Annotated in this window: 11 protein-coding genes and 1 tRNA gene; 6 read left to right on the plus strand and 6 right to left on the minus strand. The window is 51.5% G+C overall.

What is annotated here, in order from left to right; genetic code table 11:
* Window positions 1-89 precede the first annotated feature (89 nt).
* From uvrA to MMG03_RS00305, 4 genes are all read left to right on the plus strand, one after another.
* Window positions 90-5,435: an excinuclease ABC subunit UvrA gene (gene uvrA, locus MMG03_RS00290; protein ID WP_073233601.1), complete on the plus strand. Its 5,346-nt coding sequence runs from the start codon at window positions 90-92 to the stop codon at window positions 5,433-5,435.
* Between the two features lie 107 nt (window positions 5,436-5,542).
* The gene (locus MMG03_RS15955) at window positions 5,543-7,870 is read left to right on the plus strand and encodes an SUMF1/EgtB/PvdO family nonheme iron enzyme (protein WP_073233599.1); all 2,328 of its coding nucleotides are present in this window, start codon (window positions 5,543-5,545) and stop codon (window positions 7,868-7,870) included.
* Window positions 7,867-8,445: a hypothetical protein gene (locus MMG03_RS00300; protein ID WP_073155744.1), complete on the plus strand. Its 579-nt coding sequence runs from the start codon at window positions 7,867-7,869 to the stop codon at window positions 8,443-8,445. Before MMG03_RS15955 ends, MMG03_RS00300 begins: the two co-directional genes overlap by 4 nt.
* A 20-nt stretch (window positions 8,446-8,465) precedes the next feature.
* Window positions 8,466-8,538, plus strand: a tRNA-Ala gene (locus MMG03_RS00305).
* Here the strand turns inward: MMG03_RS00305 and MMG03_RS00310 are convergent.
* From MMG03_RS00310 to MMG03_RS00335, 6 genes are all read right to left on the minus strand, one after another.
* The gene (locus MMG03_RS00310) at window positions 8,539-9,882 is read right to left on the minus strand and encodes a hypothetical protein (protein WP_249505349.1); all 1,344 of its coding nucleotides are present in this window, start codon (window positions 9,880-9,882) and stop codon (window positions 8,539-8,541) included. It abuts the tRNA gene before it with no gap.
* A 38-nt stretch (window positions 9,883-9,920) separates the two neighbouring features.
* Window positions 9,921-10,343: a hypothetical protein gene (locus MMG03_RS00315; protein WP_249505350.1), complete on the minus strand. Its 423-nt coding sequence runs from the start codon at window positions 10,341-10,343 to the stop codon at window positions 9,921-9,923.
* A 73-nt stretch (window positions 10,344-10,416) separates the two neighbouring features.
* A complete protein-coding gene (locus MMG03_RS00320) occupies window positions 10,417-11,871 on the minus strand; it encodes a sigma-54-dependent Fis family transcriptional regulator (protein WP_073282802.1) in 1,455 nt (484 codons plus the stop codon).
* Between the two features lie 15 nt (window positions 11,872-11,886).
* Window positions 11,887-12,984 (minus strand): protein kinase domain-containing protein, encoded by a 1,098-nt coding sequence (locus tag MMG03_RS00325; RefSeq protein WP_249505351.1) that lies wholly within the window; start codon window positions 12,982-12,984, stop codon window positions 11,887-11,889.
* 5 nt (window positions 12,985-12,989) lie between these two features.
* Window positions 12,990-13,712 carry a lipopolysaccharide assembly protein LapB gene (locus MMG03_RS00330; RefSeq protein ID WP_073155731.1) on the minus strand — a complete coding sequence of 241 codons (723 nt, stop codon included), beginning with the start codon at window positions 13,710-13,712 and terminating at the stop codon, window positions 12,990-12,992.
* A gap of 73 nt (window positions 13,713-13,785) precedes the next feature.
* On the minus strand, window positions 13,786-14,223 hold the full coding sequence (locus tag MMG03_RS00335; protein ID WP_249505352.1) for a DUF3332 family protein: 438 nt from the start codon (window positions 14,221-14,223) through the stop codon (window positions 13,786-13,788).
* 254 nt (window positions 14,224-14,477) lie between these two features.
* Here MMG03_RS00335 and MMG03_RS00340 point away from each other — a divergent pair, with 254 nt between their 5' ends.
* A complete protein-coding gene (locus MMG03_RS00340) occupies window positions 14,478-16,010 on the plus strand; it encodes an extracellular solute-binding protein (protein ID WP_112132323.1) in 1,533 nt (510 codons plus the stop codon).
* An 8-nt stretch (window positions 16,011-16,018) separates the two neighbouring features.
* The gene (locus MMG03_RS00345; protein ID WP_073155723.1) at window positions 16,019-17,833 is read left to right on the plus strand and encodes a sensor domain-containing diguanylate cyclase; all 1,815 of its coding nucleotides are present in this window, start codon (window positions 16,019-16,021) and stop codon (window positions 17,831-17,833) included.
* Window positions 17,834-17,863: the final 30 nt, after the last annotated feature.

The raw sequence follows: 17,863 nt of genomic DNA on the forward strand, positions 1-17,863 counted from the left end.
CCATCAAGTCTTCAATTTCCATTATCCAATATGGCTTATTTAGCCCACAAGTCATTGATTTCTATTCAAATGTTCACTATATTTGAGGTATGACAAAGTCCATCGACATCCGCGACGCTCACGAGCATAACCTCCGACATGTAAGTCTATCCATTCCCCGCGACTCCATCGTAGTCGTCACCGGCGTTTCGGGCTCGGGAAAATCCAGCCTGGCCTTCGATACGGTGTTCCAGGAAGGGCAGCGTCGTTTCGTGGAATCCCTTTCAGCTTATGCCCGCCAGTTTATTGGACGGATGAAGCGCCCCGAAGTGGAAAGTGTCCGCGGCATTTCTCCCACCATCAGCATCGACCAGAAAACGGTGAACCGAAACCCACGTAGTACCGTGGGAACAGTGGTAGAAATCCTGGACCATTACCGCCTACTTTTTGCACGCCTTGGCGTGCCTCATTGCCCTAAGTGTGGACGCGTAATCCAGGCGCAAACGGTAGACCAGATTGTTGATAATCTCTATGCCGGGGACGAAGGAAAACAGCTGACAGTCATGGCCCCCATTGTACAGGAACGTAAGGGCGAATACCGCAAGGAGCTGGCAGAGCTTAAGGAGAAGGGCTTTGTTCGCGCCCGTGTAGACGGGGTGATTTATAGAATTGAAGAAGTGCCGCAATTGGTGCGATACGAGAAGCATACCATCGAAGCGGTGATTGACCGCCTAGTTCTAGAACGCAAGAACATGAGCCGCCTCCGCGAAGCCCTGGAAGGGGCGTTAAAGTTGACCGAAGGTAAACTGGTGAGTTTCTTGTTTGGTGCTACCGGTGCAACGGGTTCTGCAGAAGTTTCTGGTGCGAACGGCGCCGAGGAATACCGCCTGCAGGGTACGCTGCTAGCTTGCCCCAAGTGCAACATCTCCATCCCGGAACTGGAACCGCGATTCTTCAGTTTTAACGATCCCAAGGGGCAATGCCCCGCTTGCCGCGGTCTCGGAGAAAGCTGCAAGTTCGACGTAAATCTGGTAGTTCCCGACAAGACATTGTCCTTGAAGCAGGGAGCCCTAGCCTGCCAGAAGAAGGACGATGGCAATATCATCTTTAGCGATTTCGGCTGGCGCAACTTGCGAACCATCGCCAACGAAATGAAGTTTACGTTTGACACGCCTTGGAACAAGCTGAAAAAGGAACAGCAGGATGCCATTCTGTACGGCACTCCTAGCGGCAGCGAACGAGGCGTCATCAGCATCATGCAGGAACTGTGGGACATGTGGCATATTTTCCACTTCCGCAAGTTCATGGAAATTGGAGTCTGCCCCGAATGCAAGGGCACCCGCATTAACCCCATCGCCAACGCCGTAGATTTTCACGGTCATAACATTACGGAACTGACCGACTGGTCTGTAGAAAAGTCTGTAGAATTTTTCGACAATTTGAAGTTGAGCGAAAAGGAATTGCGAATCGGCAAGGAAGTGCTGAAGGAGATTCGCGGCCGTCTGAGTTTCTTGAATGCGGTGGGTCTTGGTTACCTGAACATTTCTCGCAAGGCCTCTACCTTGAGCGGTGGCGAGGCACAGCGAATTCGCCTGGCCAGTGCTGTGGGCGCCGGGCTTCAAGGTGTGCTGTACGTTCTTGACGAACCCAGTATCGGTTTGCACCCCCGCGACAACGACAAGCTGCTGGGAATGCTGGAACATTTGAGAGCCCAGGGCAACAGCCTGATTGTGGTGGAACACGACGAAGACACCATGCGTCACGCCGATTGCGTCATTGACGTGGGCCCCGGCGCCGGTGTAGAAGGCGGACGAATCATCGCCGCAGGAACCGTTGATGAACTAGAAAAGAATAAAGCTTCTCTCACAGGCGCATACCTGAGCGGACGTAAGGCAATCGAGATTCCTGCAGAACGGAAGAAAATTACCAAGGACACCCCGAAACTGAAGGTGTGCGGAGCCGCCGAGAACAATCTGAAAAACATCGATGTGGAATTTCCGCTGGACGGCGCCCTCACGGTAGTAACCGGCGTTTCGGGTTCCGGCAAGAGCACCTTGGTTAATCAGATTTTGCGTCGTGAACTGGCCCGCGTATTCTTCAACTCCGAAGAACCTGTGGGAAAGTTCGACCACATGGAAGGCCTCGAAAATATCGACAAGGTCATTGAAATCGACCAGACACCCATTGGCCGCACCCCCCGCAGCAATCCTGCCACCTACACAAAAATCTGGGACGACATCCGCGACCTTTTCGCCAGCATGGAAGAAAGCAAGATCCGCGGTTACAGCAAGAGCCGATTCAGCTTTAACGTGAAAGGCGGCCGCTGCGATGCCTGCGAAGGTGCCGGCGTAAAAGTAGTGGACATGCACATTCTGCCTTCTGTCCAGGTGACCTGCGAAGTCTGTAACGGCAAGCGTTTTAATGACGCCACCCGCGAAGTTTATTATAAGGGCAAGAATGTTTCCGAAATTCTAGACATGAGCATCAGCGAAGCCGCAGAATTTTTCAAGGACATTTCCAAAATCGCCCAGCCGCTGAATCTGCTTTGCGAAGTGGGCCTTGGTTACCTGACCTTAGGACAGCCCTCCACAACCTTGAGCGGCGGCGAAGCACAACGTATCAAGATCGCTTCTGAACTGCGCAGGCCCGGTACCGGCAAGACCCTTTATCTGTTAGACGAACCGACCACAGGTCTCCATTTCGAAGACATCCGCAAGCTCATGGAATGTCTGAACCGCTTGCGCAGCCTGGGCAACAGCGTCATCATTATCGAACACAATCTTGACGTAATCAAGTGCGCCGACTGGATTATCGACCTGGGTCCCGATGCAGGCATTCACGGCGGAAAGATTATCGCCACCGGCACACCGGAACAAATCGCCAAATGCAAGAAGTCAGAAACAGGCCGCTACCTGGCTCCGGTACTGGCAAAAAAACACGGCGAGAACGTTCCTGTCAGCCAGATGGGAGCCGTTGCCGAAAACCGCGCCATCTATAACGCAGCCGCCAAGAAGGCGGGAGTTGACGGCCCTTCCCTTGACATCGAAGTTCGAGGCGCCCGCAAGCACAACCTCAAGAACATTGACGTTACCATTCCCCGCCACAAGTTGACTGTTGTTACAGGAGTTTCCGGCTCCGGCAAATCCAGCCTGGCATTCCATACTTTGTTCAACGAAGGCCAGCGTCGCTTTGTGGAAACCCTCAGCACTTACGCCCGACGATTCCTGGGCCGCCCCGACCGCGGAAGCATCGATTCCATTACAGGTCTCGCCCCCGCCATCGCCATCGACCAGAAAAGCGCCAGCAAGAGCCCTCGCAGCACCGTGGCCACCCTCACCGAAATCTACGATTACTTCCGTATTTTCTGGTCCCGGGCAGGAACGCCCCACTGCCTCCATTGCGGCAAGCCCGTGGATTCCTATGCCGCCGGCGACTTGATCCAATTGGCCTTCAGCCGCGACCTGAACAAGATGGTTACCGTCCTCGCCCCCTTCCAGGTAAAGGACATCCTGAAACTTTCAAAAATTTTGACAGAAAAGGGATACCGCAAGGTGTACATGGGCGACCAGCTGGTAGAATTGCCGCTGCCCAAGATTCCCACCCGCGAAAAACAGGTGCTGGCCATTGTGGACCAGGTTGTCGTCAAGGAAGATAACCGAGCCCGACTGGTCGAAGCCTTTGAAAGGGCTTACCGCGACGGGAACGGCATCCTGTACATGGACTGCGAAGGGGAAGAACGTCTTTCCGCCAGCGAAAAACCGGGTTGCCCTGAATGCGGCTGGTACATGGACAGCGCCCTGAATCCCAAATTCTTCAGTTTCAACACCCACTGGGGTGCCTGCGAAACCTGCCTTGGCCTTGGTTACCTAAAAGACGGCAAGAAGGACTCCCCCAAGGAATGCCCCAGCTGCCATGGAGAACGTCTAAAGCCGGAATATCTTGCCGTACGAATCAACGGCAAGAACATCATGGACGTTCATCACATGAGTATCGCCAATGCCCGGGACTGGTTCGCCAACGTGAACTTCGACAACGACAAGAACGCCGAAGGCAAGCGCACCGTAGCAGAGCCCTTGCTCCGTGAAATCATCGGCCGCCTGGACTTCCTGAAATCTGTGGGTCTGGGATACATCGGCCTGGACCGCGCCGGCGACACCCTGAGCGGTGGCGAATCCCAGCGTATCCGCCTAGCAAGCCAGATCGGCAGCGGCCTAGAAGGTGTGCTATACGTTCTGGACGAACCCACCGTCGGTCTTCACGAAAGTGACACCGCAAAACTGCTAGACACCTTGTACCGACTCCGCGACCTGGGCAACACATTGGTGGTTGTTGAACACGACCAGAAGATGATGGAAGCCGCCGACCACATTATCGATATGGGTCCTGGCGCAGGCGACTTCGGTGGCGAAGTGGTAGCCGAAGGTTCCCCCACCTTGCTGGCCAAGCCTTACGCCCTGCAGCAATTCCCCCGCAGTGAAACCGTAAAGTTCCTAACCCACCAAACCCCCGTGGCCAACGAAGTGGCCCCCATCCGCATTACCGACTCCACGGAATTCTATACATTTAGCGGTCTCTGCCACAACAACCTCAAGAACCTTTCCGTAAAGTTCCCCAAGAGCGCCGTCAGCGTGGTCTGCGGAGTTTCCGGTTCCGGCAAGAGTTCCCTGGTCATGGACGAGATTTACCCCGCCCTCAAGAAAAAATTCCAGGCCCGCGGAAAGAAAAAGCAAACTGGGGAAGTACTTCTGGTAGACCAGAGCCCCATTTCGGGCACTCCCCGCAGTACCCCCGCCAGCTTTACCGGCGTATTCGACGATATCCGCAAACTGTTCGCCAAGCTGGAACAGTCCAAGGTCAAGGGCTTTGACTATGGCCGATTCAGCTATAACCTGGCCAGAGGCCGCTGCGAAGCCTGCGAAGGGCGAGGCGCCATCTCCGTAGAAATGCACTTCCTTTCAGACATCTGGGAACCCTGCGAAGTTTGCGGTGGCAAGCGTTACAACCAGGAAACCCTAACCGTCACTTTCAAGGGGAAGAACATCGCCGACGTCCTGGACATGCGCGTGGTTGAAGCCTGTGAATTCTTCAAGGACCAACCCAAGATTTTGCCCAAGCTGGAATGCCTCCGTGATGTGGGCTTACCCTACGTCAAGTTAGGACAGCCCGTAACCACCCTCAGCGGCGGCGAGTCACAACGCCTAAAACTGGCAGCGGAACTGGCCAAACGTCCCGCCACCGAAATGGTGTACCTGTTAGACGAACCCACCACCGGCCTCCACCTAAAAGATATCCAGATTCTATGGAACCTGCTACGCAGACTTTCTGCCCGTGGCGACACGGTAATCGTCATCGAGCACCACCCCGACATTATCCGTCTGGCCGACTGGAAGGTGGAATTGGGCCCCGTAGGCGGATCTGAAGGCGGACATTTGTTGGAAATGGGCATTAATGAATAGAAATTAGAGCTCTCATTTTATGATTTTACACAAAAAAGTTATTTTTATGTAATAAAATTGCGATGTTTTAGAACATCTCTAAAAGAGCTTTGATTAGAGGAGAAAATATGAAGTTTTCACACCTGTGCGCCCGCTGTTTGCCGCTCTTGATGCTGCTCCCAGCACTCTCCATGGCAGACAGTGACCGCAACTACAAGATTGCTCCCAACCTGTTCAAGAAAGGCGTAGGAATGCATGAAGTGGCAGACATGCCCATCGTGCGTGAAGGTGGGCTCTCCATTTCTGAAACGCCGACCATTCCTCTTAAGTCCAACACCATCTACCTCCGTCAGAAAAAGGGTCCCAAGGAATACCACTGGTTCTCTGGTCAGCTGGATGTCAACAACTTCACCCGACTCCACGCTTTCAGCCTTAAGGAAAATTACCTGAAATCCTCCGAAGTCATCGGTATGCGTTTTTACGGTTCTTCCAACACCAAGGCATTCCAGGATGAATCAGACATCTACTTTGACAAGGAATACATATACTCTCCCCGCGTCCCCAAGCTGTTCTTCCGCAAGAATGACCGCTGGCAGATGCTCAAGGAAACGGACCTTCCCGGCGTAATCAATATCAGCTCTCCAATAAAGGACCTGCAGACCACATCCATCACCATCAAGATGGTGGACTCGGTACCTTCCAGAATCTACCCTGTCAAGCCGGGTATGTACGCCTTCGCCTTTAGCGCTCCGGACTACCTCCCCTATGTAGACGCCGTTTATGTTCCTAGCGGAAGTGTTGTGGAACTGAAACCGGAATTGATCGCAGTTGATACAACAGCCATCAATCCGCCCAAGACAACCGTCACCCTAGATAGCGTTGCCGCAGCCAGGACTCTGGAACAGACTGAATACCTGTACGATAAGCTCACATACGAACTGCAGCGTAACGTAGACCTGGTAGACACAAACGAATTTTCAAAGATTTACCCCACCCCCAGGCGTCCCCTGACCTTGAACATCGCCGAAGACGAACAGCCCTACCACGACTACATGGTAAGATTCAAGCAGAAGCGTCTTGAAGCTCTAGACTTATGGCGTTCCAGCAAGATGGGTCCCGCTAGACTGGTAAACAAGGCCCTCCGTCGTAAGCTGGACAGCCTGCAGGCCCTCCCTCTTCGAGGAGCCATGATCCCTTCGAAAATGGAACCGGTTTACGGAATTGACCCTGCAACAAACGAAAAGGCCGTCGTGGGCATCCGAGTTTTTCTGGGCAAGGACCATGAACGTTACGACGTTTCCTGGAACGGCTATGTAGACGGATACACTCCCGATTCTCTTTACGCCATGATCGTTGCAGGCGCCAGCGTCCGCGCCATCATCACCCTCGAAAACAACAAGCCCGTCTGGCATTACCAGGAAGGCCTGCTCAAAGGTCGCTACCAGTATCGCTACTCAAAGCTGGAACTGGAAATAGATAAGAACATCCTGCCCAGCCACGGTAGTTTTGAACTGCCGGGCTACATCTTCGATATGACCGAAGTCCAGGACTGGCTCAACCGCCCCATAGAACCTCCTCCTCAGGAAATCAGCGAGGAACGCAAGGTTGAAACCGCCAAGGCCGACGAAGGCTTCCATCTAGAAGTCAACGCCAACGCTCCCCGCATTATCAGAGACAAGATCCGTGGCTCCGTGGCACTCATTGACTCGGGGGCCTTTCGTTATTACGGCAAAGTCGTTAGCATGTCTCCTTTCGCCATCCACACCACTGAAGTGACGCAGCAGATGTTCAAGGAGGTCATGGCCAAGATCGACTCCACCCAGAGAATTGAAGACCGTTCCACCTTCCTGGCCCCCCGCAAACCGGTACACAACATCAACTGGGAAGACGCCCGCAAGTTCTGCCAGGCTATTGGTGGTGACCTGCCCACTGAAGCCCAGTGGGAATTTGCAGGCCGAGCCGACAACAACGAAGGCTCCTTGTGGAATCTAGATGAAAATCCCAACGTGAACATCTATGCTGTCTATCGCGACAATTCCTACAAGAAAGGCAAGAGCAGTTTTGACTACGGTCCCCAGCCGGTCAGTTCCAAGAAGCCCAATCAATGGGGACTCTACGACATGTCCGGTAACGTGGCAGAATGGACTCTCGACAGCTACTCCATGTTCTCGTTCTGGGTTGAAGATTCTAACCCCACCGGTTCCATGATGGGCTCCAACAAGGTTTACAAGGGTGGTTCCTGGAAAGACAAGGAATCCGTTCTGAACCTGACCGAACGCGATGATGAAGACCCCCGTTACTGGTCTGACGCAATCGGTTTCCGTTGCGCATTTTCCAGAAGCATCTTCGATATGCGCGAAGTCGATGCAGCCCCCGCCGCAACCGAACCCGAAAAGACCATGAATAACGCTCTAGGCGGAGAAACCTCCTGGACACCTTTCGCAGGTAGTAAATGACAAAGTCTGAAACTCGCAACAGCAGAGAGATGAGATTCTTCAAGAAGATCACAGCCATCCCCTACCTGCTGGTGATCCTTGCCTTTCTGATGCCTATGGCTAACGTATCCTGCAATGACGACAAGGTCATCGCAGAGCCGACCCTCTATGAGCTTGCCACAGGTCTCGACCTGGAACAAGAACTGAAAGAACCGGCTCTTGGCACCCTGAAGAAAATGCAGGCCGGTAATCCCAAGGCTATGGACAAGTTCAAGGAGACCATACCCGAGTTTCCAAAGTTACCTACCATGCCAGTACTTTACGCCTTATTAGTCGGAGCGGTCCTGGCAGCAGCGTTCGCCTTGATTACCCCGCTAGGCTCCATCACAATCGGCATGCTTACCATGGTCGCCTCGTGGGCCTTTGTCGCCCAGCTAAGTAAACTAAACGCAGCCATGGGCATTCCCCTACTTAAGGTAGAACCGGGAATCGGCCTTCATGCAGCATCAGCCCTGATTCTTATCGGAACGGCAATGAATCTAGCCTCGATCATCAGACCGATTGTCGAAGACTTCAAATCACGCAAGAAGAAATAATTTTATCTTGTGCAAAACCTGGGGATATAGCTCAGTTGGTAGAGCAACTGGTTCGCAATCAGTAGGTCATGGGTTCGACTCCCACTATCTCCATTAGAAATTCCATTTAACGCCAGTCTTGATTTCTGAAAGGAAACCGCTCTTGGCGTAAATGCCTTTATAGTAGATCGGCAAGTCATACCAACGGTAAAGCATTTCCATACCTAGGTAGACCGTAAGCCAACTGGGAGCCCAAGACAAGGTCGCTCCCCATACCCCACTGAACTTTTTAAGTTGTTCGTAATCATCGTCTGGACCGGCAACCACAACACCATAGTACAGGTTCATTACGCCTTCCAGCGTAATTTTTGTGCGGAACTTATAGGATAATTTTGAACGCAGGGAAGGTCCAATCCACTTGCCATAAGACTTGTACATGGGAACATCAATAGATACCGTAGAAGAGGAGTCCCCCAAGTTTTCCTCGAACGCCCCCCATCCATTGGGGTTTCCATTGAAGGGATTATTCCCCCAAGGATTTTCATTGTCATAAAATCCGCCATAACCGTTATAACCGCCATAGCCTCCCATATAAGACGGAGCATTCCACCCATCAGAAGATTCCCAATTATTGAATCCGCCATTAAAGGGGGCCTCATTATTGAAACCGTCCATCTCATCGTAAGCAGCATTGTACGCCGCCTCGTAATCAGCCATGTAACGTTTGACGTCCACAACGGAGTCTGCCTCAAGTCGCACGCCCAGGTAGACATTTCCATTCCATCCGTACACAGAAGAACGATGCCAAGATCCATACACGGCGAAAGATAGGGGACCATCTGTATCGTAGTATCCCCAGAGAGCCGCCCCTACCCGCTGTTTTTCAAACTTAAAGAAATCCTTTTCTAACCAGGAATAAAAAGAAGGGGAAAAACTTTCATTTGGGGCCGTATTAAAATCCACGCCCATATCAAGAACAAAAGTTGGCGCCACCAACACATATTCCAAGCCAAGAGTCAGTTTCCAGTCGCTGGTATCCAGAGCGGGCATATCCTCATTATCAAAGAACCAGTCCGTCATAGCGGATACGCCAAGGGAATGGATATAATCGCCAACCGCATAATCGGCAAAAGAGGAAAGGGTAAAGAACAGGTCACCGCCATCTTCGCTTATTTTTTCGACCCAGCCACTCTCTGTGTAATGAAGACCGTAAAAACCAAGGTCTCCCAAAAAACGGAACGACAAAGAAGAACTTCTGTCAGAAACAAGTACTTCCGACGAATCAGTAAAGTCCAGCGCCAGTTTATACTGATTTATAATTTCCTGGATTTCTTCGGTATAGGGACCAGGTATAAGTACGGCCTCTTCAAAGGCTGTCAAGGCTTCGGTTAGATTACCAGCCTCCTCAGCCTGCATGGCACGGTAATATGCCGCCTGCTGAGTCTCGGCCCAAAGCACAGACACAAGCAATAGAACAACTACCGCCAGCGAACGCATTAATAGCGGTGGCGATCCCCCTCAAAACCGGGACCGCGATTTTCTCGCTGAGGATAACCGTACTGAGACTCAGGACGCTCATAAAAAGGGTTGCGCTCGCGAGATTGATTTTTTGGGAATTCCCCCTCAAAGTGAGCATTTTCGTCCCGCTTTTTCACCGTGTTCTGACGGAAATTTTGTTTTTCCATTGAAGAACGACCTCGCAAATCAGAGAGAATCTGTTCACGGGCCTTACGTCTTTCGGCACGCATCTTCTGCCAGTCTTCACTTTCCTTCGCACCCAAATCTGGCGTTTCTTTCGAAATTTCAGCTCTTTCGGCGGGGGTCGGGACAGAAGACATCGGACGCATCGAAGACTCGGCACCGAAACTCAGCGCCGTAGCCATCATCAGTATCGAAATGAAAGTGTTCTTATTCATCATCTTACTTTCGCAATATCCGTGCCAACTATCCGTTTAGGCAAAACCCTTTCATAGGTCTGCCAAAATATAACAACTAGTTCTTGAAGTCTTCCTTATGCATTCCCAGACGTTCCATAATTTCGCGCAACACCTTGCGGTCAATTCCCAAAATGGATGCGGCCAGGGTAAGGTTTGCGTTACTATCCCGCAGGGCCCTGCCAATAACTTCACGATCCACCGCCTCGCGGGCCTCCTTCAGAGATCTGGGAGAATCCTTGACTTGAGCCTGCATGTCGTCCAATCCCAGGTCCTTAGGCTGCACCACGCCATGAACAGCCTGCACCAAGGCCTTCTGAATCTTGTTTTCCAGTTCGCGGACATTGCCCGGCCAGTAATAACTGAGCATGGCCTTTTCTGCATTACGGCTCAGACGGAACTTACCGCGGCCATATTCCGCACCATATCGGGTCAGAAATTCCTGTGCCAGCAGAACCACATCCTGTTCGCGGTCACGCAAGGCGGGCATCACCACAGGCATCACCTGGATTCTAAAATACAAGTCTTCCCTAAAGCGCTTTTCCTTGACGGCTGTTTCCAGGTCTACGTGGGTCGCACTGATCACGCGGACATTTACAGGAATTTCGCGATTGTCACCTACACGGGTAATATGCTTTTCCTGCAGAACGCGTAAAAGTTTAACCTGCATGTTCATAGGCAACTCGCCAATCTCATCCAGGAAAATCGTGCCGCCGTCAGCCTCTTCGAAGAAACCCTTGCGAGTTTCAATAGCTCCGGTAAAGGAACCCTTGGCATGTCCAAACAGCAAAGATTCCATCAAGTGCTCCGGAATGGCGCCGCAGTTCACTGCAATAAAGGGCTTGTCGCTGCGGGGGCTATGCTTATGGATATAGCGGGCAATGACCTCCTTCCCCGTACCCGTTTCGCCACGGACAATCACGGGCAACGGCAAAGTGGCCAATTTATCGGCCAGGGCAATCAGGTCCGACATGACCTTGCTGGAGTACACCACCCCGTCCTTGTGAACAACATTCTTCAAGACATCCAGCGATTCCTTATCGCGGAGCCTGTCAAACATGGCAAAGGCAAACTTTTCGCACACCGCCACAAAGGAGTCAAAAAGTTGACTGTCGTCTTCCGTAAAAGGTTCCTCGCGGGCGGCACGCTGCAAGTACAGATATCCCGCCTCGGATTCAGGCGTGCGGAACGGCGACACCATAATGCTGGTCAGCTGATTCTGCACAATGGACTTGGAAAGGTCAGCGTTTTCGTCATCCAGCTGGTTCCACACCACGGCCCGCTTTTCGGCCTTGGCCAGCCTTACGGCAGAAATAGAAATCGCCACCGATTCAGGGTTGCTCAGGTGGAGCGGCTTTTCGCCACCAATATCCAGCACAGCGGCATCGGCATGAAGGACCCCGCGGGCCACTTCAAGAATTTTCGGGAAAAGACTCTCGGGCTGCTCCTCATCTAAAAGAGTCTTCACCACATCCAACATTTTTTCCGTGGCAAGCATCGATTCAGATTTCATGAGCACCTCTATAAGCTATGGATTAACTTCCGAAGCAGGCAGATCCTTCAGTTCCAGATTCCTGGAATTTTCAAGAACCATGGAAGCCACATCATCGATATCTGGATTCCGGTCCCCCAAAACAAGGACAGCCACTACAATCAATAATATAAGTCCTAAGCCGCACAAAACCGAGAGTTTCACTGGGAATTTTTTTCCCACTCCCTGGGCAATATGATAGGGAAATGGGCAAAAATCCGAGGGTTCCGAAAAGGCCGGAACATTTTGTAGCATTTTTTCAACTCGTCCGGCAAGATTCTGCTTGTTCTTTAGGATCGCAATTTCACCACCGCATACCTTATAAAGGGCAATCTCAAGGACTTCGTCCAGTTCGTCAAAATCCTCAAAGCGTTCCTCCGGACTATTCCGCAAAAGTCCCGTCCAGATCGGTTCGAGAGCCGCCAGTTCTCCAGGAGAAAAAATCCCGGTTTCATAAAGTTTTTCGGTAGGTTTCAACTCAACAAATGGATCGAGACTGTCCAACTTTCCTGTCGTCTTCAAGACAACATCCGTCTCAACCAAGTCCCTTCCGCAGATCCAGTGGTACAGCAGCAAGCCAAGACTATACATGTCGGATCGGGCATCTGAGGTTCGACCGCGGAACCGTTCGGGCGCCGCATAGGCATACGCCCCAAGACCCACAAGCCCAAAGTCAATAAGGACAGTATCTCCAGTTGCAGTCAAAAGAACGTTAGACGGACTCAGGTCTCCATGATGGGAGCCTTTTTCGCTTAACGCAGACAAGGTTTTTGCCACCTGCCGCAGGGCCACTAGCGCCTCCGCCACAGGAATTACATCAAACTCCGCCGATGCCACCCCATCAATAAATTCATAGAGAACATAGGGCGTACCCTCCCGCTCTCCAAACTCCAGAATCCGGTAAAGACCGTCCACAGGACTGTTTGCAATCGAAGAAATCACGCTCCCGTCAAAGCGGGCATGGGACTTGTACCATTTCAGCACAAGGTTGCCGCGGCCCTCCACCGAAAGCCCATAGACGCAGGCCTCCCCGCCCTCATGAAGCAAGAAGCACCTGGTCGCCGAATCCAACAGGGACTTTTTAGGGAACCTCACCTCGGTCATAGTTCCCCAGACAAGACCATAGCCTTCAGAGAGTCTTCAGCCACCCGGGTCCAGCGCAGCAAATCCTCATGATTGGGAGCCTTCTCCAGCCCCATAGACCAGATATCCCAGGCCGATTCCACATCGCCCTCTTCCCAGTAGACATTGCCCAGGTTCACATAGGCCGAAATAAAATCCGGGTCGTGTGTCACGATATGGATAAAAATCTTCTTGGCCTGTTCCAAATCGTTCCCCCGTCCCCGATGGGAAAGTATCAGCCCCTTCAGATTGTAGCTGAAGTAGTTGACGCTATCCAGCTGAATCGACTGGTCCAACAACGGAAGCACATTGGCCCCCTCGTTTTGGGCCAAGGTCGCGCGGGCCAGGTAAAAAAGGCAGGTCGAATAGTTAGCGTTAATCCGTCCGCTGCTATCCACTCTAGAAAGGATCTTGAATTCACGGGCGGCTCGACTCCACAGGTCAAAAGACGGAAGCCGCAGACGTTCCCCATCTTCAGCAGTAGTATAATAAGATAGAGCCAGGCCATAACGGGCATCCCGATTAGCCGGATCTTCGTCAAGAGCCTTCGAAAAATTGGAAATGGCCCGTTCAAAGTCGCCGATACGCAGGGCCGCATTGCCGCGGGCGACATAATCGTCCACGCAGGCCGCCAGATACAAAGCGACCATGGCAAGAACTGCAGACACCCAACCTGCATTTTTATGAACACGCCCTAACATTATAGCTCTAAGATAATAAAAGCAAAGCCCCCCGCCATGGCGGGAGGCCTTTTAAGCTCGTTATAACTAAGAATTACTTAGCGATATCGTACTGAGCAACCAAGTCGCCTTCTGCATTGAGAGCGCGGACAACGTTTTCATCGCGCTGGAGCATGAGGTTAGCCTTTTCACCCTTAGCGGTGGTGATTTCAACAGACATGGTGCCGTCTGCGTTCTTCACAGCAGCAATTTCGTTGCCCTGAGCATCCTTTTCATAGTAGTTGTCGTCAGCAGCGAGGGGGTTGGAGCCAGTCCAGAATTCAACAGTGTTAAGAACGAGACCGTCAACCAGGCCGAGAGCGATACCGTAAACCGGGATAACCATCAGGAAGAAGTGGACGATGGAGTTGATCCACTTGTCACCGAGGGTGCCGTTCCACTGGTGAATCTTGTTGAAGCAAGCATTCTTGCCATAGCAACCGGTAAGAACGATCATGCCTGCGCAGAGAAGGGTAATGAGACCTTTTTTCATTGTATACTCCTTAGTAAAGAAATTGTCGGTTAGGTTCGACATAAGAAAATATAGGTAAAAAAAATAAGATTTTCGTCATCAGTCCGGTATTTTTTTTACACCTTGATTTGGCTCACGGAGAGGACCTCGAAGAACCGGCGAAAAAATCCATTTTTATGCACAAAGCGCCCATTTTATTATAAAAATAATATACTTTTAACATTGCGGGTGGTACACACCCCCCCCCGTTTTTGAGTGTTTGTCAAGGAGTTGGAATGTTCAATTATCTCAAAAAAACCGTTACAGCCACGATCATGGCAATGGTAACATCTACCGCAGTCTGGGCCGCTAATCAGCCCCTTACCGTGTGGATTATGCCGAACGGAGCCACCCCTCAGGAAAAACTTGAGCAACGACTTGAACAGTTCACCAAGAAAACCGGTATTCCCACAAAAGTTCAGGTTCTAGACTGGGGAGAAGCCTGGAACCGCATTTCACAGGCTCTGGCAACCGGTCAGGATGCCCCCGACGTACTTCAGTTGGGCACCACCTGGATTCCCTATTTTGCCTCCCGCAACGAAATCAAGCCCCTAAACGACTGGATTAACGAAGTAGACCCTAGCCGTTTCGTTTCTGTTAGCTGGAATACCACCCATATAGACGGTGATACCACCATCTATTCCGTGCCCTGGTTTATCGATATTCGCCCCATTCTCGCCAACAAGCGCATCCTCAAGGAGCACAACATTTCCAAGAACGACTTAGCCACTTACGATGGCTTTGTCAAGGCAATCCGTGAAGTCAATGCCGCCAAGGAAGTGCAGGACGACGGCGCCACCATCCGCGGCTACGCCTTCCCGGGCAAGAGCGACTGGAACATCCCCCACAACTTCGCCCCCTGGATCTGGAGCAACGGCGGATCGTTCATCGAAAAAGACAATAACGGCAAGTGGCACGCCAATATTCTCTCAAAGGAAACTCTCCACGGCATTTCCCTCTATCTGAACTTCATCTTGGACAGCCTGGTCCAAACCGAAGCCCTTCAGGCCAACACAGCCCAAATCGCCCAGCAGTTCAACAATAGCGAATTGGCCTTTATCATCAGCACTTCCGAAATCGTGATGCAGACCCGAATCCACGGCACCCAAGGCGGTCTATCCAACGCCCGCATCGGCACAGATAGCGTCATGGTGGTTCCTATCCCCAGAGGTTCCGCTGGTTCTGTCAGCTTCATCGGCGGAAGCAACCTGGCCATTCCCACCAAAAACGAACGTAAAGAGGCAAAGGCCCTGCTAAAGTTCCTGGTCGAAGACGAAAATCAGGACGCCTATACCAAGCAGATCGGCTTCCTGCCCACTTCCAAGAAAGTGCTTGAAAAGTGGTCCGAAGACGAAGACTACCGCGAACTGATAAACGCACTCGCAACCGGCAAAACTTACGTCGCCATCCCTGAATGGGGCGATCTGGAACAGTTATTTGTCGCCATGTTCAGTTCCGTCTGGGAACAGGTTGAAATTCCTTCCCTGTACTCCGAAGAAAAGCTGTACGATGTTTTCAAGCAGTACACCATCGAAATCGACAGAAAGCTTAACTACCCGTCCAACAATATCATGACCCAGGCCGAGTTCATGAATTTGTGGGGAAAACTGAACAAGAAAAAAGAAGATCCGTCCGCCACCGCAACCGCGGACACAAACACTGCAGAAAACAACATCGTCAACGACAATCTTAAAAAGGCACCCCTGGTATTTATCGTTATGATAGCCCTTGGTTTCGCCTTTAATTTCCGTAGAAAAACAAAGAGATAACTGAACTTATGAACGAGTCCCTGGCAACAAGGTTTTCCAGAAGTATCATCTTCAAGGTGATCCTGGTCCTGCTAGTTTCCATGACCATTGTGGTCACGGGAAGTACGTTCTTCATGAACGACAAACAGAACGACCTGATGCTAGAGTGGAACTTCAACAATAACGAAGCCCAGCTAGCCCAGATCATGAACACAGCCACAACCGAAATGCGACAGTTCGGTGACAGGCTTTCGCTCTTGACCAAGACGTCCGAATTGCAGGGCATGGAACCGACAACAGCGGCAAGCTTCCTTAAAAGCTACAGCGTTTCGTCCCTGTTTATCTCAGGAGAAACAGTTACAGTTTACGACCGCGAAGACAAGTTCGTATGCGACAACGCCATGGTCAGTTCCCCCACGGAATCCCCCTACCCCATTGAATTTTCCAGAATAACCCCCCACCGCCCCTACATTACCCCCTGGTTTAGAACGTCACAAGACGCCCCCCCCCAGAGGATCTTTGCAATCGGTATCGTTAACCGCGCTGCCGGTGACGGTAGCCTGGTAGCCACCTTCTCTCTGCGCCGCATCTGGAAGCACCTGGTAGAGTATAAGGTCGGCAAGAATGGTTTCGTTATGGCAGTCAATAGCCTAGGCGAAATTCTCTACCATCCGGACTTGAAACAATGGCTCACGGGAACCCACAAGATTGCAGAATTGGGACTAAATATTGACCCCAAAAATTTTGACACGAAGAGTGCAGAATACCACACCCTGGCCGATGGAGTCACTTATCTGACCAACTTCAGATATGATTCTGCCTACGACTTCGCCCTATTCTCCTTCCAGCCCAAGAGCGAAATTGACAACATGGTGACATCGTCTTCCGTGGGCAACTGGGTCATCCTGGTAGCTTCCATGTTCATCATTTTCTTCCTGGCCGCCTGGATGTTTGCCAAGATGGGCCTGCCTCTGAACAATCTGACCTACCATATCTACGAAATCGTCGAAGGCAAGGAAATGGAGCAGATTCATGTGGGTAACCGCAATGACGAAATCGGCATGCTGTCCAAAGCCTTTAACGTCATGATTTCAACAATCCAGCGACAAATCCGCGAATTGGAAGCCCATCGTAAGAGCTTGGAACAGGAAGTTTCCGAACGAACCAAGGAATTGAAAATCGCCAACAAGAAACTGGACCTGATTTCAAGAACAGACGAACTGACCGGACTCCCCAACCGCCGTGACATGAATGAGACTATAGCCAATGAAATCGAAAGGACCCTGCGCAGTCGAAAGCCATTCTGTTTCATCTTCGTGGACATTGACCATTTCAAGGTAATTAACGACACCTACGGCCACGCTTGCGGTGACGTCATCCTAAAATCCGTATCGCAGACTATCCGCGGACTATTACGCAAGTACGACGTCTTTGCCCGCTATGGTGGCGAAGAATTCCTGACCCTCCTGCCCGAAACAGATCTGGAAGGGGCAACCGCCGTTGCAGAACGCTTCCGCCGTCAAATCGAGATGATGACAGTCCATTACGCCGACTACACCATCAACATTACCATCACCCTGGGCGTCTCCCAGTTTGACCACCGTCTCGGAGCCGACCGTAGCATCCAGCTGGCCGATAAGGCTCTGTACCAGGGCAAGGAATCCGGCAGAAACAAGGTTGTGGTATGGCAACCCGAATGGACCACCGAGTCAGACTACGAAGCGGCAGCCATCGAAATGAATGAAATTTCAAAGAATGGCGTCCCGACCGTAGTTACCGATTTTGGGGAACGCGCTGCGGGAAATGGTCTGAACTTCACAGACGAAGATATTAATAAAGCTTAATAGTCCCGCAAACTTTATAGAAGACCTTGG

The organism is Fibrobacter sp. HC4, assembly GCF_023373925.1.
Lineage (GTDB): Bacteria > Fibrobacterota > Fibrobacteria > Fibrobacterales > Fibrobacteraceae > Fibrobacter.

Bases quoted from the DNA above. Each gene is read 5' to 3' on its own strand.
- MMG03_RS00320 (WP_073282802.1), bottom strand. From the start codon at position 11,871: ATGAAATCTGAATCGATGCTTGCCACGGAAAAAATGTTGGATGTGGTG.
- MMG03_RS00330 (WP_073155731.1), bottom strand. From the start codon at position 13,712: ATGTTAGGGCGTGTTCATAAAAATGCAGGTTGGGTGTCTGCAGTTCTT.
- MMG03_RS00340 (WP_112132323.1), top strand. From the start codon at position 14,478: ATGTTCAATTATCTCAAAAAAACCGTTACAGCCACGATCATGGCAATG.
- uvrA (WP_073233601.1), top strand. From the start codon at position 90: ATGACAAAGTCCATCGACATCCGCGACGCTCACGAGCATAACCTCCGA.
- MMG03_RS00345 (WP_073155723.1), top strand. From the start codon at position 16,019: ATGAACGAGTCCCTGGCAACAAGGTTTTCCAGAAGTATCATCTTCAAG.
- MMG03_RS00315 (WP_249505350.1), bottom strand. From the start codon at position 10,343: ATGATGAATAAGAACACTTTCATTTCGATACTGATGATGGCTACGGCG.
- MMG03_RS00335 (WP_249505352.1), bottom strand. From the start codon at position 14,223: ATGAAAAAAGGTCTCATTACCCTTCTCTGCGCAGGCATGATCGTTCTT.
- MMG03_RS15955 (WP_073233599.1), top strand. From the start codon at position 5,543: ATGAAGTTTTCACACCTGTGCGCCCGCTGTTTGCCGCTCTTGATGCTG.
- MMG03_RS00300 (WP_073155744.1), top strand. From the start codon at position 7,867: ATGACAAAGTCTGAAACTCGCAACAGCAGAGAGATGAGATTCTTCAAG.